At 43.3% G+C, this 21756-nt stretch carries 17 protein-coding genes and 1 rRNA gene; 16 read left to right on the top strand and 2 right to left on the bottom strand.

Annotated elements, in window-relative coordinates:
* From OCV47_RS10200 to OCV47_RS10245, 10 genes are all read left to right on the top strand, one after another.
* Nucleotides 1-2568: ribosomal RNA gene (locus OCV47_RS10200) — 23S ribosomal RNA — on the top strand; the annotation flags it as partial.
* Between the two features lie 155 nt (nucleotides 2569-2723).
* Nucleotides 2724-3065: a hypothetical protein gene (locus OCV47_RS10205; protein ID WP_262654988.1), complete on the top strand. Its 342-nt coding sequence runs from the start codon at nucleotides 2724-2726 to the stop codon at nucleotides 3063-3065.
* A gap of 131 nt (nucleotides 3066-3196) precedes the next feature.
* Nucleotides 3197-5599, top strand: a complete 2403-nt coding sequence (locus OCV47_RS10210) for an LTA synthase family protein (protein ID WP_262654989.1) — start codon at nucleotides 3197-3199, stop codon at nucleotides 5597-5599.
* Nucleotides 5600-5651: 52 nt separating this feature from the next.
* Complete coding sequence (locus OCV47_RS10215; protein WP_256301354.1) at nucleotides 5652-5867, top strand: DUF378 domain-containing protein; 216 nt, start codon at nucleotides 5652-5654, stop codon at nucleotides 5865-5867.
* A 107-nt stretch (nucleotides 5868-5974) separates the two neighbouring features.
* Entirely contained in the window at nucleotides 5975-8689 is a 2715-nt protein-coding gene (locus OCV47_RS10220) for a translation factor GTPase family protein (RefSeq protein WP_256301352.1), read from the top strand.
* Nucleotides 8686-9717 (top strand): threonine aldolase family protein, encoded by a 1032-nt coding sequence (locus OCV47_RS10225; RefSeq protein ID WP_256301350.1) that lies wholly within the window; start codon nucleotides 8686-8688, stop codon nucleotides 9715-9717. Before OCV47_RS10220 ends, OCV47_RS10225 begins: the two co-directional genes overlap by 4 nt.
* A 34-nt stretch (nucleotides 9718-9751) precedes the next feature.
* Nucleotides 9752-10294, top strand: coding sequence for a beta-class carbonic anhydrase (locus OCV47_RS10230; protein ID WP_117449984.1), 543 nt, complete (start codon nucleotides 9752-9754; stop codon nucleotides 10292-10294).
* A 177-nt stretch (nucleotides 10295-10471) separates the two neighbouring features.
* The gene (gene spo0A, locus OCV47_RS10235) at nucleotides 10472-11269 is read left to right on the top strand and encodes a sporulation transcription factor Spo0A (RefSeq protein ID WP_117449985.1); all 798 of its coding nucleotides are present in this window, start codon (nucleotides 10472-10474) and stop codon (nucleotides 11267-11269) included.
* Nucleotides 11270-11350: 81 nt separating this feature from the next.
* Entirely contained in the window at nucleotides 11351-12787 is a 1437-nt protein-coding gene (glgA, locus tag OCV47_RS10240; protein WP_262654991.1) for a glycogen synthase GlgA, read from the top strand.
* Between the two features lie 16 nt (nucleotides 12788-12803).
* A complete protein-coding gene (locus tag OCV47_RS10245) occupies nucleotides 12804-13469 on the top strand; it encodes a hypothetical protein (RefSeq protein ID WP_262654992.1) in 666 nt (221 codons plus the stop codon).
* Between the two features lie 38 nt (nucleotides 13470-13507).
* Here OCV47_RS10245 and OCV47_RS10250 read toward each other — a convergent pair whose 3' ends face one another.
* Nucleotides 13508-14878 carry a polysaccharide biosynthesis protein gene (locus OCV47_RS10250; protein ID WP_262654993.1) on the bottom strand — a complete coding sequence of 457 codons (1371 nt, stop codon included), beginning with the start codon at nucleotides 14876-14878 and terminating at the stop codon, nucleotides 13508-13510.
* A 138-nt stretch (nucleotides 14879-15016) separates the two neighbouring features.
* On the opposite strand from OCV47_RS10250, the gene OCV47_RS10255 reads away from it, so the two are divergent.
* Genes OCV47_RS10255 through mnmA form a run of 4 tightly spaced genes read left to right on the top strand, consistent with a single transcriptional unit; the run spans nucleotide 15017 to nucleotide 18244 of the window.
* Nucleotides 15017-15475, top strand: a complete 459-nt coding sequence (locus tag OCV47_RS10255) for an RrF2 family transcriptional regulator (RefSeq protein ID WP_117449151.1) — start codon at nucleotides 15017-15019, stop codon at nucleotides 15473-15475.
* Between the two features lie 10 nt (nucleotides 15476-15485).
* Nucleotides 15486-16679 (top strand): cysteine desulfurase NifS, encoded by a 1194-nt coding sequence (gene nifS / locus OCV47_RS10260; RefSeq protein ID WP_262654994.1) that lies wholly within the window; start codon nucleotides 15486-15488, stop codon nucleotides 16677-16679.
* A 38-nt stretch (nucleotides 16680-16717) separates the two neighbouring features.
* Nucleotides 16718-17155 (top strand): Fe-S cluster assembly scaffold protein NifU, encoded by a 438-nt coding sequence (gene nifU, locus OCV47_RS10265; protein ID WP_117449149.1) that lies wholly within the window; start codon nucleotides 16718-16720, stop codon nucleotides 17153-17155.
* 9 nt (nucleotides 17156-17164) lie between these two features.
* Nucleotides 17165-18244 (top strand): tRNA 2-thiouridine(34) synthase MnmA, encoded by a 1080-nt coding sequence (mnmA, locus tag OCV47_RS10270; RefSeq protein ID WP_256301338.1) that lies wholly within the window; start codon nucleotides 17165-17167, stop codon nucleotides 18242-18244.
* A gap of 60 nt (nucleotides 18245-18304) precedes the next feature.
* Here mnmA and OCV47_RS10275 read toward each other — a convergent pair whose 3' ends face one another.
* Nucleotides 18305-19114, bottom strand: coding sequence for a histidinol-phosphatase HisJ family protein (locus tag OCV47_RS10275; protein ID WP_262654995.1), 810 nt, complete (start codon nucleotides 19112-19114; stop codon nucleotides 18305-18307).
* A 267-nt stretch (nucleotides 19115-19381) separates the two neighbouring features.
* Between OCV47_RS10275 and gap the strand changes: the two genes are divergently transcribed.
* Nucleotides 19382-20395: a type I glyceraldehyde-3-phosphate dehydrogenase gene (gene gap, locus OCV47_RS10280; RefSeq protein ID WP_117449146.1), complete on the top strand. Its 1014-nt coding sequence runs from the start codon at nucleotides 19382-19384 to the stop codon at nucleotides 20393-20395.
* 108 nt (nucleotides 20396-20503) lie between these two features.
* Entirely contained in the window at nucleotides 20504-21727 is a 1224-nt protein-coding gene (locus OCV47_RS10285; protein WP_117449145.1) for a phosphoglycerate kinase, read from the top strand.
* The last annotated feature ends 29 nt before the right edge of the window (nucleotides 21728-21756 follow it).

Genomic DNA, 21756 nt, shown 5'->3' on the forward strand with positions numbered 1-21756 from the left:
CGATAAGGGAACGGTTTTGGGAAAGCCGGCCGGAGAGGGTGAAAGCCCCGTACCTGAAATCGAAACTGAGACAGCAGTATCCGGAGTACCACGAGACACGTGGAACCTTGTGGGAAGTCGGGGGGACCACCCCCCAAGGCTAAATACTACTCAGTGACCGATAGCGCATAGTACTGTGAAGGAAAGGTGAAAAGGACCCCGGGAGGGGAGTGAAAGAGAACCTGAAACCCTGTGTTTACAAACTGTGGGAGCACTCTATATGTGCGACCGCGTACTTTTTGTAGAACGGTCCAGCGAGTTGCGCTGGCTGGCAAGGTTAAGGACTAAAGGTCCGGAGCCGGAGGGAAACCAAGTCTTAAGAGGGCGCCATAGTCAGTCGGAGCAGACCCGAAACCGGGTGATCTATCCATGTCCAGGATGAAGCTGCCGTAAGAGGTAGTGGAGGTCCGAACGCACATCCGTTGAAAAGGGTGGCGATGAGGTGTGGATAGGGGAGAAATTCCAATCGAACCCGGAGATAGCTGGTTCTCCTCGAAATAGCTTTAGGGCTAGCCTCGTGTTAATCTGATGGAGGTAGAGCACTGAATTTCCTAGGGGGCGTCAAAGCTTACCGAAGAATATCAAACTCCGAATGCCATACAGATGATGCGCGGGAGTCAGACTGCACGAGATAAGTTGGGCAGTCAAAAGGGAAAGAGCCCAGACCTGCAGCTAAGGTCCCAAAGTGCGTGTTAAGTGGAAAAGGATGTGGGAATTCAAAGACAACCAGGATGTTGGCTCAGAAGCAGCCATACATTCAAAGAGTGCGTAATAGCTCACTGGTCGAGAGTTCCTGCGCCGAAAATGTCCGGGGCTGAAACACGACACCGAAGCTCAGGAATCACGTTAGTGATTGGTAGAGGAGCATTCCTGACCGGCGAAGCCGTACCGAAAGGAGCGGTGGAGGGACAGGAAGAGAGAATGCTGGAATGAGTAGCGAGAACAGGGTGGGAATCCCTGTGGCCGAATATCCAAGGTTTCCGGAGTAAAGCTGATCTGCTCCGGGTAAGTCGGGGCCTAAGGAGAGGCTGAAAAGCGTATCCGATGGACAACAGGTAGAAATTCCTGTACTGCAGTAAGACAGAACTGTAGGGACACGTGTGGAGAGCACAGGCGCGGAATGGAAAGCCGCGTGCAAGCGGGGTAGGAGATGTATAGGAAAATCCGTACATCAATCCGAAGACGTGATGCGGACCGAAAAAGAGTAGGGAAGAGTGTGAGCCATGCGTCAAGAAAAGCTGCTATTGTTCTTACTGTACCCGTACCGTAAACCGACACAGGTGGATGAGGAGAGAATCCTAAGGCCGGCGGAAGAAGCATTGTTAAGGAACTCGGCAAAATGACCCTGTAACTTCGGGAGAAAGGGTGCCCTCGTAAGAGGGCCGCAGAGAATAGGCTCAAGCAACTGTTTAGCAAAAACACAGGTCTATGCAAAACCGTAAGGTGAGGTATATGGGCTGACGCCTGCCCGGTGCTGGAAGGTTAAGAGGAGAGGTTAGCGAAAGCGAAGCTTTGAATTTAAGCCCCAGTAAACGGCGGCCGTAACTATAACGGTCCTAAGGTAGCGAAATTCCTTGTCGGGTAAGTTCCGACCCGCACGAAAGGCGTAATGATTTGAGCACTGTCTCGACAATGCATCCGGTGAAATTGAAGTACCAGTGAAGATGCTGGTTACCTGCGCCAGGACGGAAAGACCCCATGGAGCTTTACTCCAGTTTGGTACTGGGATCCGGTATTGCATGTACAGGATAGGTGGGAGGCAGAGAAACGGTTACGCCAGTAGCCGCGGAGCCAATGTTGGGATACCACCCTTGCAGTATTGGGTTTCTAACCAGCCGCCGTGACCCGGCGGTGGGACAATGCCAGGCGGGGAGTTTGACTGGGGCGGTCGCCTCCGAAAGGGTATCGGAGGCGCTCAAAGGTTCCCTCAGAATGGTTGGAAACCATTCGAAGAGTGCAAAGGCAGAAGGGAGCTTGACTGCGACACCGACGGGTGGAGCAGGTACGAAAGTAGGACTTAGTGATCCGGTGGTATTAAGTGGGAATGCCATCGCTCAACGGATAAAAGCTACCCTGGGGATAACAGGCTTATCACTCCCAAGAGTTCACATCGACGGAGTGGTTTGGCACCTCGATGTCGGCTCATCGCATCCTGGGGCTGTAGTAGGTCCCAAGGGTTGGGCTGTTCGCCCATTAAAGCGGTACGCGAGCTGGGTTCAGAACGTCGTGAGACAGTTCGGTCCCTATCCGGCGTGGGCGTAGGATATTTGAGAGGAGCTGTCCTTAGTACGAGAGGACCGGGATGGACTGACCTCTGGTGTACCGGTTGCACCGCCAGGTGCATGGCCGGGTAGCCAAGTCGGGAAGGGATAAACGCTGAAGGCATCTAAGCGTGAAGCCCCCCTCAAGATGAGATATCCCATGCGAAAGCAATAAGACCCCTTGAAGACGACGAGGTAGATAGGGCAGAGGTGGAAGTGCAGTAATGTATGGAGCTGACTGTCACTAATAGGTCGAAGGCTTGACCTAAATAGTCTGGGAAACACGGATGAAAAAAGTATTTACCGTATGCGGTTTTGAAGGTACAAAAGATTACAACTTTTACAAAAGATAATAAAGATACAAAAGAGAGTGAGAACCAGCTTGTCATGACAGCTGGTTCTCTTAGCGTATAGAGGAAAATAATGAAGGCATTATATGGTGAAGCACTGGAACGAAGAGTGATAAAGGAGCAATGTAAAAAAGGCAAAAGGATAGGGGAAGTGATCTTGGGAGAAGAGTGGTTGATTCACAGATATTTTTTTCAGACATCCTATATTGCGTATTCGGATATCAGGCGTGCCTATATGCGTGTTGCGGGAGGAGAGTTTGGAGAATTTCCGGTAGATGAGTATAGCCTTGTTTTGGAGGACTTAGACGGAAATGAACATGAACTTCATCTCGATCGGCCAGAGTATGGAAAAAAGTGTCTTGAATGGCTGGAAAAAGTACAAAGCAGTATTAAAATCGGAAAAATGAAACAATAGAAATATCATATTTCTATCAAAAACAAAAGATATGCTGATAGGTGGAGTTCAAAAGAAAGTAGAAAGAAGGGATTTTCATATATCAGTTAAAAAAGAAATGTTTATTCTGTCTGTTATTGGTAATGGGGATCATGCTGATTGTAAACAGAAATGCATTTTATGAAGAAAAAGAGTACGGAAGTGCTTATAGTGGCCAGAGTGAAAAAGAAATCAGCCTAAATGGAACACAGGAGATCTGTCAGGAGTTTGTGGCGAAAGAAAAAGAAATCACAAAAGTAATGCTCGATTTCAAGGCCTGGGAACAGAAAAATGGTTCTGGAACTATTGTAGTAGAAATACAGAATAAAGATGGAATGGTGCTGGCCACAGCACAAAAAGAGGTAAGAAAACTGAAACAATCCAAGACATCTGTCACAACCACTTTTGCAATACCTGTGGAATTGGTGAAAGATGAAGTTTACAATCTGGTAATTCGAAGTCAGAATGTGAAAAGTGAAAAAGGTGTATATCTTTATGAAATTGGCAAAAATGGAGATCTTTTTAACGCTCTGACAGTGAATGGAGCAGAGGCAGAGGGGCATATAAAGCTGAAATTCGGTATGATGCATATGGCATATAACAGCATGATTCTGATGTTTATGGTACTTGGAGCAACTGCAATTCTGGTAGGTCTTCCGTTGGATAAATTTTGCATAAATTTACCCGGAAAAGAAAAAAAAGAACTGGATGTGAATAAATTACTGGCCAGAATTCTTTTTATCCTCTCCGTACCAATGGCATTTTTTATTGTACAGCGGTATTCAGGATATGGAATTGGAAAATTTATACGTTTGTCATTTAAGTTCAAAGGATTAGCAAACTATTTGTTATATGGTTTGATCTGGTGGGGGCTTTATCTGATCTGCAATCGTACGAAATATACAGCAGCTTTATTGACCTTGCTGGCTTCTATTGCAGGATTGGCGAATTATTTTGTATGGCAGTTTCGTGGAATTCCTGTTATGGTGGCAGATATAGCTTCATTAGGAACAGCAATGGACGTAGCAAAGCACTATACTTATGAGCTGAATCGATCAGCTTTGTGGGCATTGGTTTATACAGTTGCTTTCATTAGTGTCACATTAAGTTTGAAAAGTTATAAAGGGCTAAATTGGAAAAAAAGAATTTGTGCTCTTTTGGGTTTTTGTATTCCATATGGAATATTTTACACACAGATGCTTCATGGTGATCTGATGAAAAAACATGGAATCACAGTGAGTGTCTGGGAACCATCCAGAAACTATGCAACGAATGGCTCACTGTTATCTTTCTTTTTAAGTTATACTTACTACGTAGTAGAAGAACCCGACAATTATTCAGTTTCGAAAGTGGAACAGATAACAGCATCCTATACATCAGATTCCGTGTCGGGGCAGAATGCAGAAGTGAGACCGAACATCATTGCGATTATGAATGAGGCGTATTCTGATCTGAATATAGATGGAAAACTGGAAACTACAGAAGACTATATGCCATTTGTACATAATCTTTCGGAAGATACAGTAAAAGGAAATCTGTATGTGTCCGTATTTGCAGGAAATACTGCCAATACCGAATTTGAATTTCTTACGGGCTGTTCAATGGCTTTTTTGCCATATCGGGCAATTCCATATAACAGTTATATAAAAGATACATTTCCATCGCTTACACATAATCTGGTGGCAGACGGCTATACAGGAAATGAAGCCATTCATCTTGCAACAAAGAGCTCATGGAGCCGGGATAAGATATATCCACTGCTTGGGTTTCAGAAATTTATTGGAGCTGCTGACATTGATCAGATAGCATACATTCGGAACTTTGCATCGGATCAAACAGATTTTGATTTGTTGATTTCGGAATATGAGTCAGCCAGAAAACAGACCCGGGATCCTTTTTATGTCTTTACGGTGACAATTCAGAATCATGGTGGCTATTCGGCCTCTCAGGGATTGATTGATACACCGATTCAGATCACCAGTGCGGAACAAAAGGATGAAGCAGCAGAACAGTATATTAATCTGATTCGAACAACAGATTTGGCATTTGAAAATCTGGTATCCTATTTCAAAAACGTAGAAGAACCTACTGTAATCATTATGTTTGGAGATCATCAGCCATCTTTGTCAACATCTTTTTATGAGAAACTGATTGGAAAGAAAGCAGAGGATTTTACATTGGAGGATACCAAAAACAGATATACAGTACCTTATCTTATCTGGGCCAACTATGATATTCAGGAAGAAGAAATCGATATGAGTGCCAATTATCTGTCTGCTTATCTTATGAAAGTAATCGGTGGAAAAATGACCGGTTATCAGAAGTATCTGCTGGATCTTTATGAACAGGTGCCTGTGATTACAGCTAATGCATATCAGGGAAAAGACGGAGTGCTTCATGGATTGGATGAAATCTCAGAATATAGTGATAAGATCAGGGAGTATCAGATGATTCAGTATAATAATCTGTTTGATTCATCCAATCGAGTAGCTGATTTTTATCAGCTCGCACAGTAACAGGTATATTTTGCTCACTTTCTGGAATACTTATAAAAAAGGAGGTAGCAAAATGGAAAATCGTGGATTGGACTATACAGCACTGATCATTTCCATGATCGGAGCATTGAACTGGGGACTGATCGGATTATTTAAATTTAACCTTGTTTCCTGGATTTTTGGTGACATGTCCTGGATAAGCAGAATCATTTATGTCATTGTGGGAATCTGTGGTTTGTATCTTCTTTCCTTTATCGGAAGGACTGGCAGCAATTTCAATCATGCATAAAGACAAAACAGCAGTCAGAACAGAATCTGACTGCTGTTTTTCTCTTACATACCTGTTTGACGGAATAAATAGGATCGTGTACAATGGGGAAAAGGATGGAAAAAAGTATGGCAGAAAAAACAGAACATTTGATTTTAGGCATATTGGCCCATGTGGATGCAGGAAAAACCACTATGGCAGAAAGTATGCTTTATCATAGTGGAACAATAAAAAAACCAGGAAGAGTAGATCATAAAAATGCGTTTCTCGATACTTTTGAGATGGAGCGTTCACGTGGAATTACGATTTTCTCCAAGCAGGCAAGAATGAACTGGAAGGGACGTCAATATACATTGCTGGATACGCCAGGACATGTGGACTTCTCGGCAGAGATGGAGAGGACGCTTCAGATATTAGATTATGCAATCCTGGTGATCAGCGCACCAGATGGGGTGCAGGGGCATGATATGACATTGTGGAAGCTTCTTCGTCGGTATCAGATTCCTGTATTTTTATTTATAAATAAGATGGATATGCCAGGTATGGATCGAACAAAGATTTTGAAGGAATTGCAGAAATATCTGGACAGCGGATGTATTGATTTTTCCGATGCCGTGAAACGAAAAGAGGAGATAGAGGAAGAACTCGCCATGTGCAGTGAAGAACTGATGCTGGAGTATCTTGAGCGGCAGGAGATCCGACAGGAAATTGTAAAAAGGGCGATCAGGAAGCGGGAAGTTTTTCCATGTTATTTTGGTTCAGCCCTGAAGCTTCTTGGAGTGGAGAAATTTTTAGACGGGATACATAATATGGCAGAATTGCCGATGTATCCACAGCAGTTTGGAGCAAGAGTTTTTAAAATATCCAGAGATGCCCAGGGAAACCGGCTGACACATATGAAGATCACCGGGGGAAGATTACGGGTAAAACAGATTCTGGAGAGCAGCAGTCTTGAGGAAAAAGAAAAATTGGATCAGATTCGGCTGTATTCTGGAGCTGCCTGTCAGATGACAGACGAAGTACAGGCTGGTGAAGTCTGTGCAGTGACTGGGTTGCAGAAAAGTCTGGCTGGTATGGGATACGGATTTGAGACCGAAGCAGAGGCGCCTGTGCTGGAGCCGGTATTGTCCTATCAGATTTTGCTTCCGGAAGGCAGCGATGTTCATGGCACATTTTTAAAGTTGTGTCAGCTTGAAGAAGAAGAGCCGCAGCTGCATATGGTGTGGGATGAGCGGACGCAGGAGATTTCTGCAAAAGTCATGGGAGAGGTTCAGATCGAAGTGCTGAAAAATCTGATTTATGAGCGATTTCAGATGGAGGTAGAATTTGGAGCAGGAAGTATTACCTATAAAGAGACGATTGCAGCACCGGTAGAAGGAGTAGGGCATTTTGAACCACTTCGTCATTATGCTGAAGTACATTTGTTGTTGGAACCATTGGAAAGAGGAAGTGGTCTGCAGTTCGATACAGATTGCAGTGAGGATCTGCTGGATAAGAACTGGCAGCGGCTGATCATGACACATTTGGAGGAACGGAAGCATCCGGGAGTGCTGACCGGGTCTGAGATTACGGACATGAGGATAACACTGATAGCCGGAAAGGCACATCTGAAGCATACCGAAGGTGGGGACTTCAGGCAGGCAACTTACCGAGCTATCCGTCAGGGGCTGAAGATGGCAGACAGCCTGTTGCTGGAGCCAGTATATCAGTTTCGGCTGGAAATACCGATGGAGAATGTGGGACGGGCCATGACGGATCTCAATAAAATGAACGGAGTTTTCCAATCACCGGAACTGGATGGGGAGATGGCAGTATTAAACGGAAGTGCTCCGGTGGCCTGCATGAGAGATTATCATAAAGAGGTGACAGCCTATAGCAGAGGAAGAGGACATCTGTTCTGTACGCTGAAAGGATATGAAGTATGTCATAACCAGGAAGAGGTGATCAATCAGATAGGCTACGATGCAGAAGCGGATCTGGAGAATCCGACAGGCTCTATATTTTGTGCTCATGGAGCAGGCTTTCTTGTGCCATGGGATCAGGTATATGATTATATGCACATGGAAGGAAGTCTTTGTCAGAAAAAGGAAAGTGCAGAGGAAGAAGAACTTCCTGCACGTGCCACATCAGCGATATATGCGGCTTCCAGAGGATGGGGAGATGACAGTGAACTGGAAGAAATATTCAATCGAACCTATGGCGGCGGAAGCGGAGAAAGAATCGGATGGAGAAGGAAAAAGACGGCAGAGAACGGGGCAAGGACTGTTTCAGCGTCTACAGTAACGATATCACAAAAGGATCCAGAAAAAGAGTATCTGCTGGTAGATGGATATAATATCATTTTTGCGATTCCCCAGTTAAAAGAACTGGCAAATCTGAATATTGACAGTGCCAGAGATAAGCTGATGGATCTTCTCTGTAATTATCAGGGATACAGGAAGAATACACTGATTCTGGTATACGATGCCTATAAAGTAGAAGGTGGGCTGGGATCGGTGGAAAAATATCACAATATTTATGTGGTGTATACAAAAGAAGCAGAGACTGCGGATCAGTACATTGAGAAAACTGTACATGAGATTGGAAAAAAATATCATGTTACCGTTGCTACATCCGATGCCCTGGAGCAGAAGATTATCTGGGGAGCCGGCGCAGATCGTATGTCTGCAAAAGGTCTGTGGGAGGAAATGCAGCAGGTACGTGAAGAAATAAAAGAACAATATCTGGAGAAATCAGGAAAGGGCGGACAGAAGCTGTTCCATAATCTGGATGAAGAACTGGCAGAATATCTGGAGGATATCCGCCTTGGACGAAAAGTGATAGAAGGAGATTCAGGTAAATGAAAAAAATGAAGTTTAACTGTGACTACATGGAAGGGGTTCATCCAAGGATCCTGGAGCGTTTGGTAGAGACAAATCTGGAGCAGACTGCGGGGTATGGAAATGATCCGTATTGTGTGTCCGCAAAGAAAAAAATTCTGGAAGCGTGCCAGTGCCCGGACGGAGAAGTTCACTTCCTGGTGGGTGGTACGCAGACTAATGCAACTGTGATCGCAGCGCTGCTACATATGTATGACGGAGTACTGGCTGCGGAGACAGGACATGTAAATGTACACGAGGCGGGAGCCATTGAATACACTGGCCATAAAGTATTGACATTGCCTCAGAAAGATGGGAAAATTAGTGCAGAATCAGTTGAAAATTATTTAAAATGGTTCTATGCTGATGAGAATCATGAACATATGGTACAGCCTGGAATGGTCTATCTTACACATCCAACGGAGTATGGAACGCTGTATACAGCGGAAGAATTAAAAGCGATTCATGGAATCTGTCAGAGGTATGCAATTCCATTGTATGTAGATGGGGCAAGACTGGGATATGCACTGGCTGCGAGAGAAACGGATGTGACCCTTCCGGTTCTGGCACAGAATTGTGATATATTTTATATCGGAGGAACAAAGGTAGGAGCCTTTTGTGGCGAAGCAGTGGTTATTCCGAAGAAAGGCCTGATACCAAAGTTTTTTACCACGATCAAACAGCATGGAGCCCTGCTGGCGAAAGGAAGACTGATCGGAATCCAGTTTGATACCCTGTTCACAGACGGACTGTATCAGGAGATTTCAGCACATGCCATCCGCATGGCGGAAAAGCTGAAAAAAGCGCTTATGGAAAAGGGATATACCATGTATCTGGATTCTCCGACCAATCAGCAGTTTGTGTTGCTGGACAATAAAAAGAAAAAAGAATTGTTGGAACAGGTAGATTTTGATTTCTTTGAGAATTATGATTCTGAGCATACGGTTATGCGTTTTGTAACCAGCTGGGCAACCAGAGAAGAAGATGTGGATCGACTGATTGAGATACTGTAAACCGGTGTTAGCAACAAGTATGGGAGGAACAAACATGATACAGGACATTCTGGAGTACAATAAGAAATTTGTAGAGAATAAAGAGTACGAGTGTTATCAGGCTGGAAAATATCCGGAAAAGAAGCTGGCAATTTTATCCTGTATGGATACGCGTCTGACAGAACTGCTTCCGGCAGCCCTGGGAATCAAAGATGGAGATGCTAAAATTATCAAGAATGCAGGAGCAGTGATTACACATCCGTTTGGAAGTGTGGTAAGAAGTCTTCTGGTAGCCATCGTAGAACTTGGAGTAGAGGATGTTATGGTTATTGGCCATACAGATTGTGGTGTACAGCATATAGATGCAGAGATGATCCTGGGGCATCTGAAGGAGCGTGGCATTAACATGGAGAGTGTGGAGATGCTGAAGTATGCAGGTGTGGATTTTGAAAAATGGCTTTGTGGATTTAATACCATTCGTGAATCTGTAGAAGATACGGTAAAGACTTTAAAAGAGCATCCACTGATTCCAAAGGATGTGGGAATTACCGGATATATTATGGATACGAAGACAGGTGAACTGTATCCGGTATGTTAAAAGAAGCGTAAGATTTGGAGGTCGTGCTGTTACAGTAGTGGTAGCATGACCTTTTTCTTTTATTATCCGATGTCGAATTTTGTCGAATAAATACGATGGAAATTTCTTGCTATCTTTGCAACTGGCTGCCTATAATAAAAACATGACGAGAAAATGATATATTTGGAGGATAGATCTTTGGGAAAATTAAATGTGGCAATTGCAGATGATAATGAAAGAATCGTACAATTATTGGAGAATATCGTAAAGAGTGATAAAGAACTGGAAGTGGTGGGAAAAGCCGGAAATGGAGAAGAGATTGTCAGCATCATCAAACAGAAAGAGCCAGATGTAGTTCTTCTGGATATTGTCATGCCGAAGATGGATGGACTCAGCGTGATGGAAAAAGTAAATGAGGATGCTGAGATCAAAAAAAGACCTGCATTCATCGTGATTACTGCAATCGGACAGGAAAAGATCACGGAAAATGCATTTGAACTGGGGGCTGATTATTACATATTAAAACCATTTGATAATGATATGGTTATAAACCGGATCAAACATGTAAAACAGACCGGAGAAAAGAATTTTGCAGAGGCCAAACGAGTAAAGGCATATGAAAGTAAAAGGGAATATATGGAACGAAATCTGGAGACGGATGTGACCAATATTATTCATGAAATCGGTGTGCCGGCACATATTAAGGGCTACCAGTATCTGAGAGATTCTATCATGATGTCGGTCAACGATATGGAGATGTTGAATTCTATTACCAAACTTCTGTATCCAACAATTGCCAAAATGCATCAGACGACGCCAAGTCGTGTGGAACGTGCCATTCGCCATGCCATCGAGGTGGCCTGGAGCAGGGGAAAGATGGATACCATTGATGAATTGTTTGGATATACGGTAAATGGAGGAAAGGGAAAACCAACGAATTCAGAATTTATTGCACTGATTGCAGATAAAGTGCGTCTGGAATATAAGAACCGATAAGTGGGATGGCACTCTGAAAAGATTGCTCTTTTGGCAGAAAAGAGGTATACTGAACTGGAAGAAAATGCCAGGAGGTTCATAATGAAGAAGATTTTATTTGTAGCTTCAGAAGGAGTGCCTTTTATCAAGACCGGGGGACTAGCTGATGTTGTTGGATCCCTTCCCAAGTATCTGGATAAAAATCAGTTTGATGTAAGAGTGATTCTTCCAAAGTATATGTGCATGAAGGAAGAATACCGGAAGCAGTTGACTTATATTACCCATTTCTATATGGATCTTGGCTGGAGAAGCCAGTATGTAGGTGTGCTTGAGACGATCTATGATGGAATACATTTTTATTTTATTGATAATGAATATTACTTTGCAGGATTCAAACCATATGGGAATATTTATGAGGATGTGGAGAAGTTTGCTTTCTTTTCCAAGGCAGCACTTTCTGTATTGCCTGTGATTGGATTCCAGCCAGATATTATTCACTGCCATGACTGGCAGACAGGTCTGGTACCGGTATTTCTGAAGGGCAAGTTCCATGAGAATGCGTTTTATGCCAATATGAAATGTATTATGACGATACACAATCTGAAGTTTCAGGGAGTATGGGATATGCAGTCCATTAAGAATATTACCGGGCTTCCAGATTATTATTTTACGCCGGATAAGATGGAGCTTTATGGAGATGCCAATTATCTGAAGGGTGGTCTGGTCTATGCAGATGCACTGACAACGGTCAGTCCGACTTATGCAGAGGAGATTAAGACACCATTCTATGGAGAGAATCTGGACGGACTGATGTGTGCCAGAGCCAATGATCTGAGAGGAATCGTAAATGGACTGGATTATCAGGAGTGGAATCCTGAAACAGACGGACGAATCTATCAGACCTATACGGCAGACGGCTTCTGCAATGGAAAGGCAAAAAACAAAGAAGCACTGCAAAAAGAACTGGGACTGCCGCAGAAAAAGGATGCATTTATGATCGGCATTGTGTCCAGACTGACTGATCAGAAGGGGATGGATCTGATCGATTATATGATGGATGAAATGTGCCAGCAGGATTATCAGATTGTAGTACTGGGAACAGGAGAAGAACGATATGAAAATATGTTCCGGCATTTTGCATGGAAGTATCCGGAAAAAGTATCTGCTAATATCTACTATTCTGAGGATATTTCCCATAAGATTTATGCAGCCTGTGATGCATTTCTGATGCCGTCCCTGTTTGAACCGTGTGGACTGAGTCAGCTGATGAGCCTTAGATATGGAACAGTACCAATAGTAAGAGAAACCGGTGGTCTGAAAGACACAGTAAAACCATATAACCAATATGAAGGCACCGGTACCGGATTCAGTTTTGCAAACTACAATGCCCATGAGATGTTTGATACCATCCGGTTTGCACATTCAGTATATGTAGAGCAAAGAGCGGTCTGGGATCAGATCGCAGAAAGAGGCATGAGAGAAGATTTCTCATGGAACGCATCTGCACAGAAATATGTAGAATTGTACAACTGGCTGTAGAAAAAGAGGAAAAAGAATGACAGGAAGAAGAAAAAGAACCATCACACTTTTACTGCTGACGGTGATGCTGCTGGCATTTGGCATCACGGCCAGCGCAGGATTTCAGAAGATACCTGGTGGCAGATACCGTTATTATGTGACGAAGAACAGTTATCTGAAAGGCCAGAAGAATGGAGAAGTTCGGATCCCGGCTCTGAAGAATCTGACATATAAAGGGAAAAAATTTACGTATGCCTTTGACGAGAATGGCTATATGCTCACTGGCTGGCAGGTGCTGTATACCAGAGACCAGAACGGAGAAAGCAGCCTTGGCTGCTATTACTTCAACAAAAATGGCCAGATGATGAAAAATACCCAAAAGAATGGCCATTATTTTCTGGGCAATGGTCGAATGGTGAATGATTATGACAAATATGGACATTACTATGGAATGGATGGTCGCCAGACGACTCCGCCGAAGTCAGCAGCAGGCTGGGTAAAGAGCAAAAAGGGAATGCGTTATCAGATAACCTGGGAAAATTATGCAGCAAAGACCTGGATGTGTATTCGAGATCCGAAGACGAAAAAAGCATATTGGTATTATTTTAAAAGCAATGGATATATGGCGAAGAAGACCTGGGTTGGAACCCATTATGTTGATAAGAATGGAAGATGGATTCCGGGAAAAAAGAAGATAAAATAGAACAGAAAGGAAAGACTGCTCCTGTATGAGAAGAGTTCTCATACGGGAGTATTTTTTTCTCGTAACCGACATTGTTTTCCAAGTGAACGAAGAGACAGGAAGCAGCACAGAAGCTGGCTCAGAAAAAGTCCCATAAAATACCCGGTAATGCCCCAAAAGGGTACCACAAAAAAGAGAAATACAAGACGCAGGACAAGACTTCCCAGACTGTAGAAGAAAACAGCAGAACTTTTTCCCAGTCCATTGAGAATGGAAAAAAGAACCGGATTCAGGTAGAGAAGAGGACATACAAAAGCAAAGGCCTGTACGTAGCAGCCGGCCAGTTCATTTTGAAACAGAAGAACGGTAACCGGTTTGCCAAGAAGCAGAAAGGAAAGAGAGAATACAAGACCGATGGATAGGCAGGATAATATGCTTTTCTGAATCAGTCGGTGTACGGTCACTATGAATCCTGAAGCCCATGCAGCAGAAACGGAAGGAAGAAGCATGGCACAAAGGGCAGAAGTAACGGCAGTAGGAAAGAGAATCATGGGAAGTGACATACCGGTCAGGATCCCATAGATACGCAAAGCCTGCGCAGCAGTGTATCCATAGCAACACAGGCGAACCGGAAGAAGGCTGGCCTCCAGACTCTGGAGCAGGCAGACGACTACCCGGTTGCCGGTAAGGGGAAGAGCAACGGATAATAATTCTGCCGAGTCAGAATACAGAACAGTATGGTGGTATTGCAGAAAGAGGCGTATTTTTTGCAGAAACAGGGTATTTCCTGGCCTGGAAAGTGAAAAAAACAAGGTGAAAAAGGAAAACAGAGCCGCCGCACATTCTTCCAGAACCAGGATCAGAACAGCTATCAGTGGAGTAAGAGGAACAGAGTGTGGGAAAAACCCATAATACAGCGGCAGGAGCAGAAGAAAACGGACGGCCTGTTCCAGAAGCTGTCGTATAGCAGGAACAACAGTATTGCGAATGCCAAGATAATAACCATCTGCACAGGCATGAAAAGCTCCAAAAGGAATGGCCAGAGCAACCAGACGAAGAAGGTCAGTGGCAGCAGGGCTTTTCAGATACCAGATGGCAATGGGGGAAGCAAGGAAAAAAAGCAGAGCAGAGACAGGAATGGAGAGACCTGCTGAGATCAGAATGCCTGTCAGGAGAATGGTTTTGCCACTCTCAGAGGAAACCGAGGCGGTGCGTGCAGACACCAGCCTGGAAATGGCGGTCTGGATACCGGAAACAGTAATGCTGCTGGCAAGAATATAGACAGGAAAAACCAGTTGATAAAGTCCCATGCCTTCTGCACCAATTGCCCTGGAAAGGAATACCCTATAGAAGAAACCCATAAAACGGCTCAGAATGCCGGAAAGAGTTAAAATAATGGTTCCTTTAAAAAGTGGATGTTTCACAAACATAAATCTACCTGCGAGAAAAGATTTCTACCAGTATATTCCCGACAGATGCTTGACAGAACGGAAAAGAGGTGTTATATTCATGAATGAAAAAACCCGAGTAATTTAGTGGGAATTAAAAGAAGCAAAAGAGGTGGCAGCATGAAACTATCCACAAAAGGAAGATATGGGCTGCGCGCATTGATTGATCTGGCCATGCATTGTGAGACAGAGGCAGTATCCATCAGCTGCATAGCCATGCGTCAGGGAATTTCCGAGAGTTATCTGGAACAGCTTATGGGAAAGCTTCGAAAAGCAGGACTGATCGTAAGTGTGCGGGGAGCTCAGGGGGGATACCGACTGGCAAAGGATGCAGCAGAGATTTCTGTGGGAGACATCCTGCGAGCTCTGGAAGGCAATCTGAACGCAGTAGAATGTCCTGGATTGCAGGAAGACAAGGGCTGTGAAGGAGCAGAGCTTTGTGTGACAAAGTATGTCTGGCAGAGAGTAAATGACAGCATTACACAGGCTGTGGATGAGATTAAGCTGGATCAGTTAGTGACAGAAAGTAAAAAAGCGCAGAAGCTAAATGGCAATGCTACCATAAAATGTGAGAATTGAGGTAAAAATCATGAAGAAGATAATTTATCTGGACAATGCGGCAACAACAAAGACTGCTCCGGAAGTTGTAGATGCAATGCTTCCATATTTTACAGAATTTTACGGAAATGCATCTACGATATATGATCTTGGTAATCATTCCAAGAATGCCATGAATGAAGCAAGAGATATTATTGCAGATGCACTTGGTGCCAGGGGAGAAGAGATTTACTTTACCGCAGGCGGTTCTGAGTCAGATAACTGGGCGCTGAAGGCTACAGCAGAAGCTTACAAGAGCAAGGGAAATCATATCATTACATCAAAGATTGAACATCATGCAATTCTTCATACCTGTGAATGGCTGGAGAAGCAGGGATTTGAAGTGACTTATGTGGATGTAGATGAGAATGGTGTGATCAAACTGAATGAACTGAAAAAAGCCATCCGTCCTACGACAATTCTGATTTCTGTTATGTTTGCCAATAATGAGATCGGAACTATTCAGCCAATTAAAGAAATCGGTGAGATCGCAAAAGAACATGGCATCTTATTCCATACAGATGCAGTTCAGGCATTTGGACAGGTGCCAATCAATGTAGATGAGTGTCATATTGATATGCTCAGTGCCAGCGGACATAAGCTGAACGGACCAAAAGGAATTGGCTTCTTATATATCCGTAAAGGTGTTAAGATTCGCTCCTTTGTACATGGTGGAGCACAGGAGAGAAAACGTCGTGCCGGTACTGAAAATATTCCTGGCATCGTAGGTCTTGGTGTAGCTACGAAAAGAGCAATTGCATCCATGCAGGAAAGAACAGCAAAAGAGATCGAACTGCGTGATTATCTGATTGACCGTGTTTTAAAAGAGATTCCATACACCAGACTGAATGGACATCGTACCAATCGTCTGCCAAATAATGCAAACTTCAGTTTCCAGTTCATCGAAGGTGAGTCTATGCTGATTATGCTGGATATGGATGGTATCTGCGGTTCCAGTGGATCTGCCTGCACATCCGGTTCCCTGGATCCATCCCATGTACTGCTTGCCATTGGTCTGCCTCATGAGATCGCACATGGTTCTCTGAGACTGACATTAAGTGAAGAGATTACAAAAGAAGATATTGATTTTGTAATTGAAAAGCTGAAGAGTATTATCGAAAGACTGAGAAGCATGTCTCCACTGTATGAAGATTTTGTCAGAAAATCAAAAGGTGGAGAGAAATAATTATAAATACGAAAATATAGATACTGGAGGAATAGATAATGTACAGTGAAAAAGTAATGGATCATTTTCAGCATCCAAGAAATGTAGGAGAAATCGAAAATGCAAGTGGTGTCGGCACAGTTGGTAATGCAAAATGTGGAGACATCATGAGAATGTATCTGGATATTGATGATAACGGTGTGATTCAGGACTGTAAGTTCAAGACATTTGGATGCGGTGCAGCAGTAGCAACCAGCAGTATGGCAACCGAGCTGGTAAAGGGAAAAACGATCCAGCAGGCTCTGGAAGTGACGAACAAAGCTGTTATGGAAGCTCTGGATGGACTTCCACCAGTAAAAGTGCATTGTTCACTGCTGGCAGAAGAAGCAATTCATGCAGCACTCTGGGATTACGCAGAGAAGCATCATATCAAGATTGAAGGACTTTCTAAGCCTAAGAACGATATCAGTGAAGGTGAAGAAGAGGACGAATACTAGGAAGCAGTTATGAAAAAAGTAGTAGTAGGAATGTCAGGAGGAGTGGACTCTTCGGTAGCGGCATATCTTCTTAAGGAACAGGGATACGATGTGGTTGGTGTGACCATGCAGATCTGGCAGGATGAGGACGAAACAGTGCAGCAGGAAAATGGCGGATGCTGCGGACTCAGTGCGGTAGAAGATGCCAGAAGAGTTGCTCATGATCTGGGAATTCCATATTATGTTATGAACTTTAAAGCGGAGTTCAAAGATAAAGTAATGGACTATTTCGCCAGGGAATATCTGTGTGGCAGAACACCAAATCCATGTATAGCCTGTAACAGATATGTGAAATGGGAATCACTGCTGAAGAGAAGTATGGATATCGGTGCAGATTATATAGCAACCGGTCATTATGCAAGAATTCGCCAGCTGGAGAATGGAAGATATACCATTTGCAATTCTGTAACGGCAACGAAGGATCAGACCTATGCATTGTACAATCTGACACAGGATCAGCTGAAGCGGACTCTGATGCCGGTAGGTGAGTATTCCAAGGATCAGATCCGTAAAATTGCATCGGATATTGGGCTGCGTGTAGCACATAAGCCAGACAGTCAGGATATCTGTTTTGTGAAAGATGGAGATTATGCATCATTCCTGGAAGAGTATACAGGAAAAAAAGTTCCGAAAGGAAATTTTGTAACCAAAGATGGAATCATTCTTGGAACACATAAGGGAATTACCCATTATACCATCGGACAAAGACGTGGACTGGAACTCCCAATGGGGCATCGGGTCTTCGTCACTGATCTGAAAACAGAGACCAATGAAGTGGTGATTGGAGAGAACCATGATCTGATGCATCATATTCTGTACGCAGATCATGTGAACTTTATGTCTGTAGCCGGAATCAAAGGTGATCAGAAGGTTATGGCAAAGATACGCTACAATCATAAAGGAGCGCCGGCTGTGATCCGGATGATAGAAGAGGATCTGGTGGAATGTGTATTTGAAGAACCACAGAGAGCTATGACACCAGGCCAGGCCGTTGTATTTTATGACGGAGAGAATGTTCTGGGTGGTGGAACAATAAAAAGTTCCAGATAGAGCTAGAAGCACAAAAACAGGAAAGAGACGGGGAAATATAGAATGTCTCTTTCCTGTTTTTTATCTGTCAAGTCTGCGAAACTCCGATTTTCGCTTCTGGAAGATGCAGTAGTACTGAAAACCAATATGGTTAAGCAGATCCTGAAGGTGGTCAAAGTTATAGGCGATATGTTCCGGCCGGTGTCCGTCTGAACCAATGGTGATCTTCTCACCACCCAGCTGACGATAACGCTTCAGAACTTCTTCGCATGGATTCGGATGCCCAAGTCCATATTTAAATCCGGCAGTATTCACTTCCAGACATTTGTCCTGCTCGATCAGATATCTTAAAATTGGATCAATTACATCAGCATATTCATCGTAATGATAAGAAGTAAATCCGAAACCTGCATAACGCACAATATAGTCCAGGTGAGCCAGGGTATCGTATTCGCCCTGCATAGACTTCAGGTTCTGAAGAGTTTCTTTAAAATAATGGCGTATGACATCTGATGGATTTTTATTTTTCCAATAAGCTGGATAATAAGGGTCTGTATGATCCAGAAGATGCTGAGATGCAATGACAAAATCAAATGGCCAGGATTGTACGTACTTTGTATACAGATTACCAAGATGAGATTGCATACCAAGTTCCACACCAAAACAAATGTTGATTTTGGAACAATATTGTTTTTTCAAAGTACAGAGCGTTTCGTAGTAATCAGAAACAGCAAGAGAAAAATTTTCCTCACCTTCCGGATAATCTTCATCATAATGTTCAGTGAAGCAGATCGTATCAAGTCCAAGAGTAATGGCACGTTCAATCATAGCCGGCATAGGGGTGTCCGAGTCACCGGAAAAAGAAGAATGTATATGAAAATCACATTTCATGACGGAGTTACTCCTTTATAAAAATGTTTTTAATATAGAACAAAATAAAAGTCTGTTTAAAATTTGTCATTTTTTATAATATAAGAAAAAATATGGGATGTCAAATATACATATTTCCAAATCAAACCAAAAACATGAAAAAGACCTTGAATTTTTTGCCTAAATTGAGTAGAATAACAAGTGGGTTGATGTTCCTAAATAGGAACAGAAACGATCTGCTTTGTCAGATAAAATTTTTTAATTAAATTCTCAGGAGGAATTACGATTATGGCAGTAAAAGTAGCGATCAATGGATTCGGCCGTATCGGTCGTCTTGCATTCAGACAGATGTTTGGTGCAGAAGGTTATGAAGTAGTAGCAATCAACGATTTAACAAGCCCTAAAATGCTTGCACATCTGTTAAAGTATGATTCATCTCAGGGTAAATATGCTCTGGCTGATACAGTAACAGCAGGTGAAGATTCTATCACAGTTGATGGAAAAGAAATCAAGATCTACAAAGAAGCAGATGCTGCTAACCTTCCATGGGGAGAAATCGGCGTAGACGTAGTTCTGGAATGTACAGGTTTCTATACATCCAAAGCAAAAGCAGAAGCACACATCAAAGCTGGTGCTCGTAAAGTTGTTATCTCTGCTCCAGCAGGAAATGACCTTCCTACCATCGTTTACAATGTAAACCATGAAACACTGAAGCCAGAAGATACAGTAATTTCTGCAGCTTCTTGTACAACAAACTGCCTGGCTCCTATGGCCAAAGCTCTTAATGACTATATGCCAATTCAGTCCGGTATCATGTGCACAATTCACGCTTACACAGGTGACCAGATGATCCTTGACGGACCACAGAGAAAAGGTGACCTCAGAAGATCTCGTGCAGGTGCAATCAACATCGTTCCTAACAGCACAGGTGCTGCAAAAGCAATCGGTCTGGTTATCCCAGAACTGAATGGCAAACTGATCGGTGCTGCTCAGCGTGTACCGACCCCTACAGGATCTACAACAATCCTGAACGCAGTAGTAAAAGGAAAAGCTACTGTAGAAGAAATCAATGCAGCTATGAAAGCAGCAGCTACAGAATCTTTCGGTTACAACACAGATGAAATTGTATCCAGCGATATCGTTGGTATGAGATTCGGTTCTCTGTTTGATGCTACACAGACAATGGTAGTTAACCTTGAAGATGGAACATCTCAGGTACAGGTTGTTTCTTGGTATGACAACGAAAACAGCTATGTAAGCCAGATGGTTCGTACAATCAAATACTTCAGCGAATTAGCATAAGTATTATCAAGACCTATCAGAGGTCCGGTCTTATATGGACCGGGCCTCATTTTATTATCATGATCTTTCAGACAAACTCAGTCTGAAGATATAACGGAGGTTACGACAATGGGATTAAGTAAAAAAACAGTAGATGATATCAATGCAAAGGGAAAACGCGTTCTGGTAAGATGTGACTTCAATGTACCATTAAAGAATGGTGAAATCACAGATGAGACACGTATTGTAGCAGCACTGCCAACCATCAACAAACTGATCAAAGATGGAGCGAAAGTAATTCTTTGCTCTCACCTTGGAAAAGTAAAGAATGGCCCGAACGAAGGTGAATCTCTTGCACCAGTTGCAAAGAGACTTTCCGAAAAGCTTGGCAAAGAAGTTGTATTCGTATCTGATTATCATGTAACAGGTGAAGCTGCTACCAAAGCAGTGGAAGAGATGAAAGAAGGAGATGTAGTACTTCTTCAGAATACCCGTTTCCGTGGCGCAGAAGAAACAAAGAATGGTGAAGAATTCAGCAAAGAACTGGCTGATTTGGCAGACATTTATGTTTGCGATGCATTCGGATCTTCTCACAGAGCACATGCTTCTGTAGCTGGCGTTACAAAGTTCATCAAAGCAAAAGGCGGAGAAAATGCAGTTGGATATCTGATGGAAAAAGAAATTGCATTCCTTGGTAATGCAGTAGAGAATCCGGTAAGACCTTTCGTAGCAATCCTGGGCGGTGCAAAAGTAGCTGATAAACTGAATGTTATCTCTAACCTTCTGGAAAAATGTGATACCCTGATTATTGGTGGTGGTATGGCTTACACATTCCTGAAAGCAAAAGGATATGAAATCGGAACATCTCTTTGCGATGAAACAAAACTGGATTACTGCAAAGAAATGATGGAAAAAGCAGAAAAGCTTGGCAAAAAACTTCTTCTTCCAATCGATACTGTATGCACAGGCGAATTCCCGAACCCAATTGATGCTGAGATCGCTACAGTAGAAGTAGATTCTGATAAGATTCCGGCAGATAAGATGGGCATGGATATCGGACCTAAGACACAGGCTCTGTATGCAGATGCTGTAAAGACTGCAAAGACTGTTGTATGGAACGGACCTATGGGTGTATTTGAGAACCCTATTCTTGCAAAAGGTACCATCGCAGTTGCAAAAGCACTGGCTGAGACAGATGCTACAACTATTATTGGTGGTGGTGACTCTGCAGCAGCAGTAAATCAGCTGGGATTTGGTGACAAGATGAGTCACATCTCTACAGGTGGTGGAGCATCCCTGGAATTCCTGGAAGGAAAAGAACTCCCAGGTGTTATGGCAGCTGACGACAAATAAAATGTAACTGTTCAGAACCAGGCAAAATT

It is taken from the genome of Muricoprocola aceti (genome assembly GCF_025567005.1).
Classification (GTDB): Bacteria; Bacillota; Clostridia; order Lachnospirales; family Lachnospiraceae; genus Marvinbryantia; species Marvinbryantia aceti.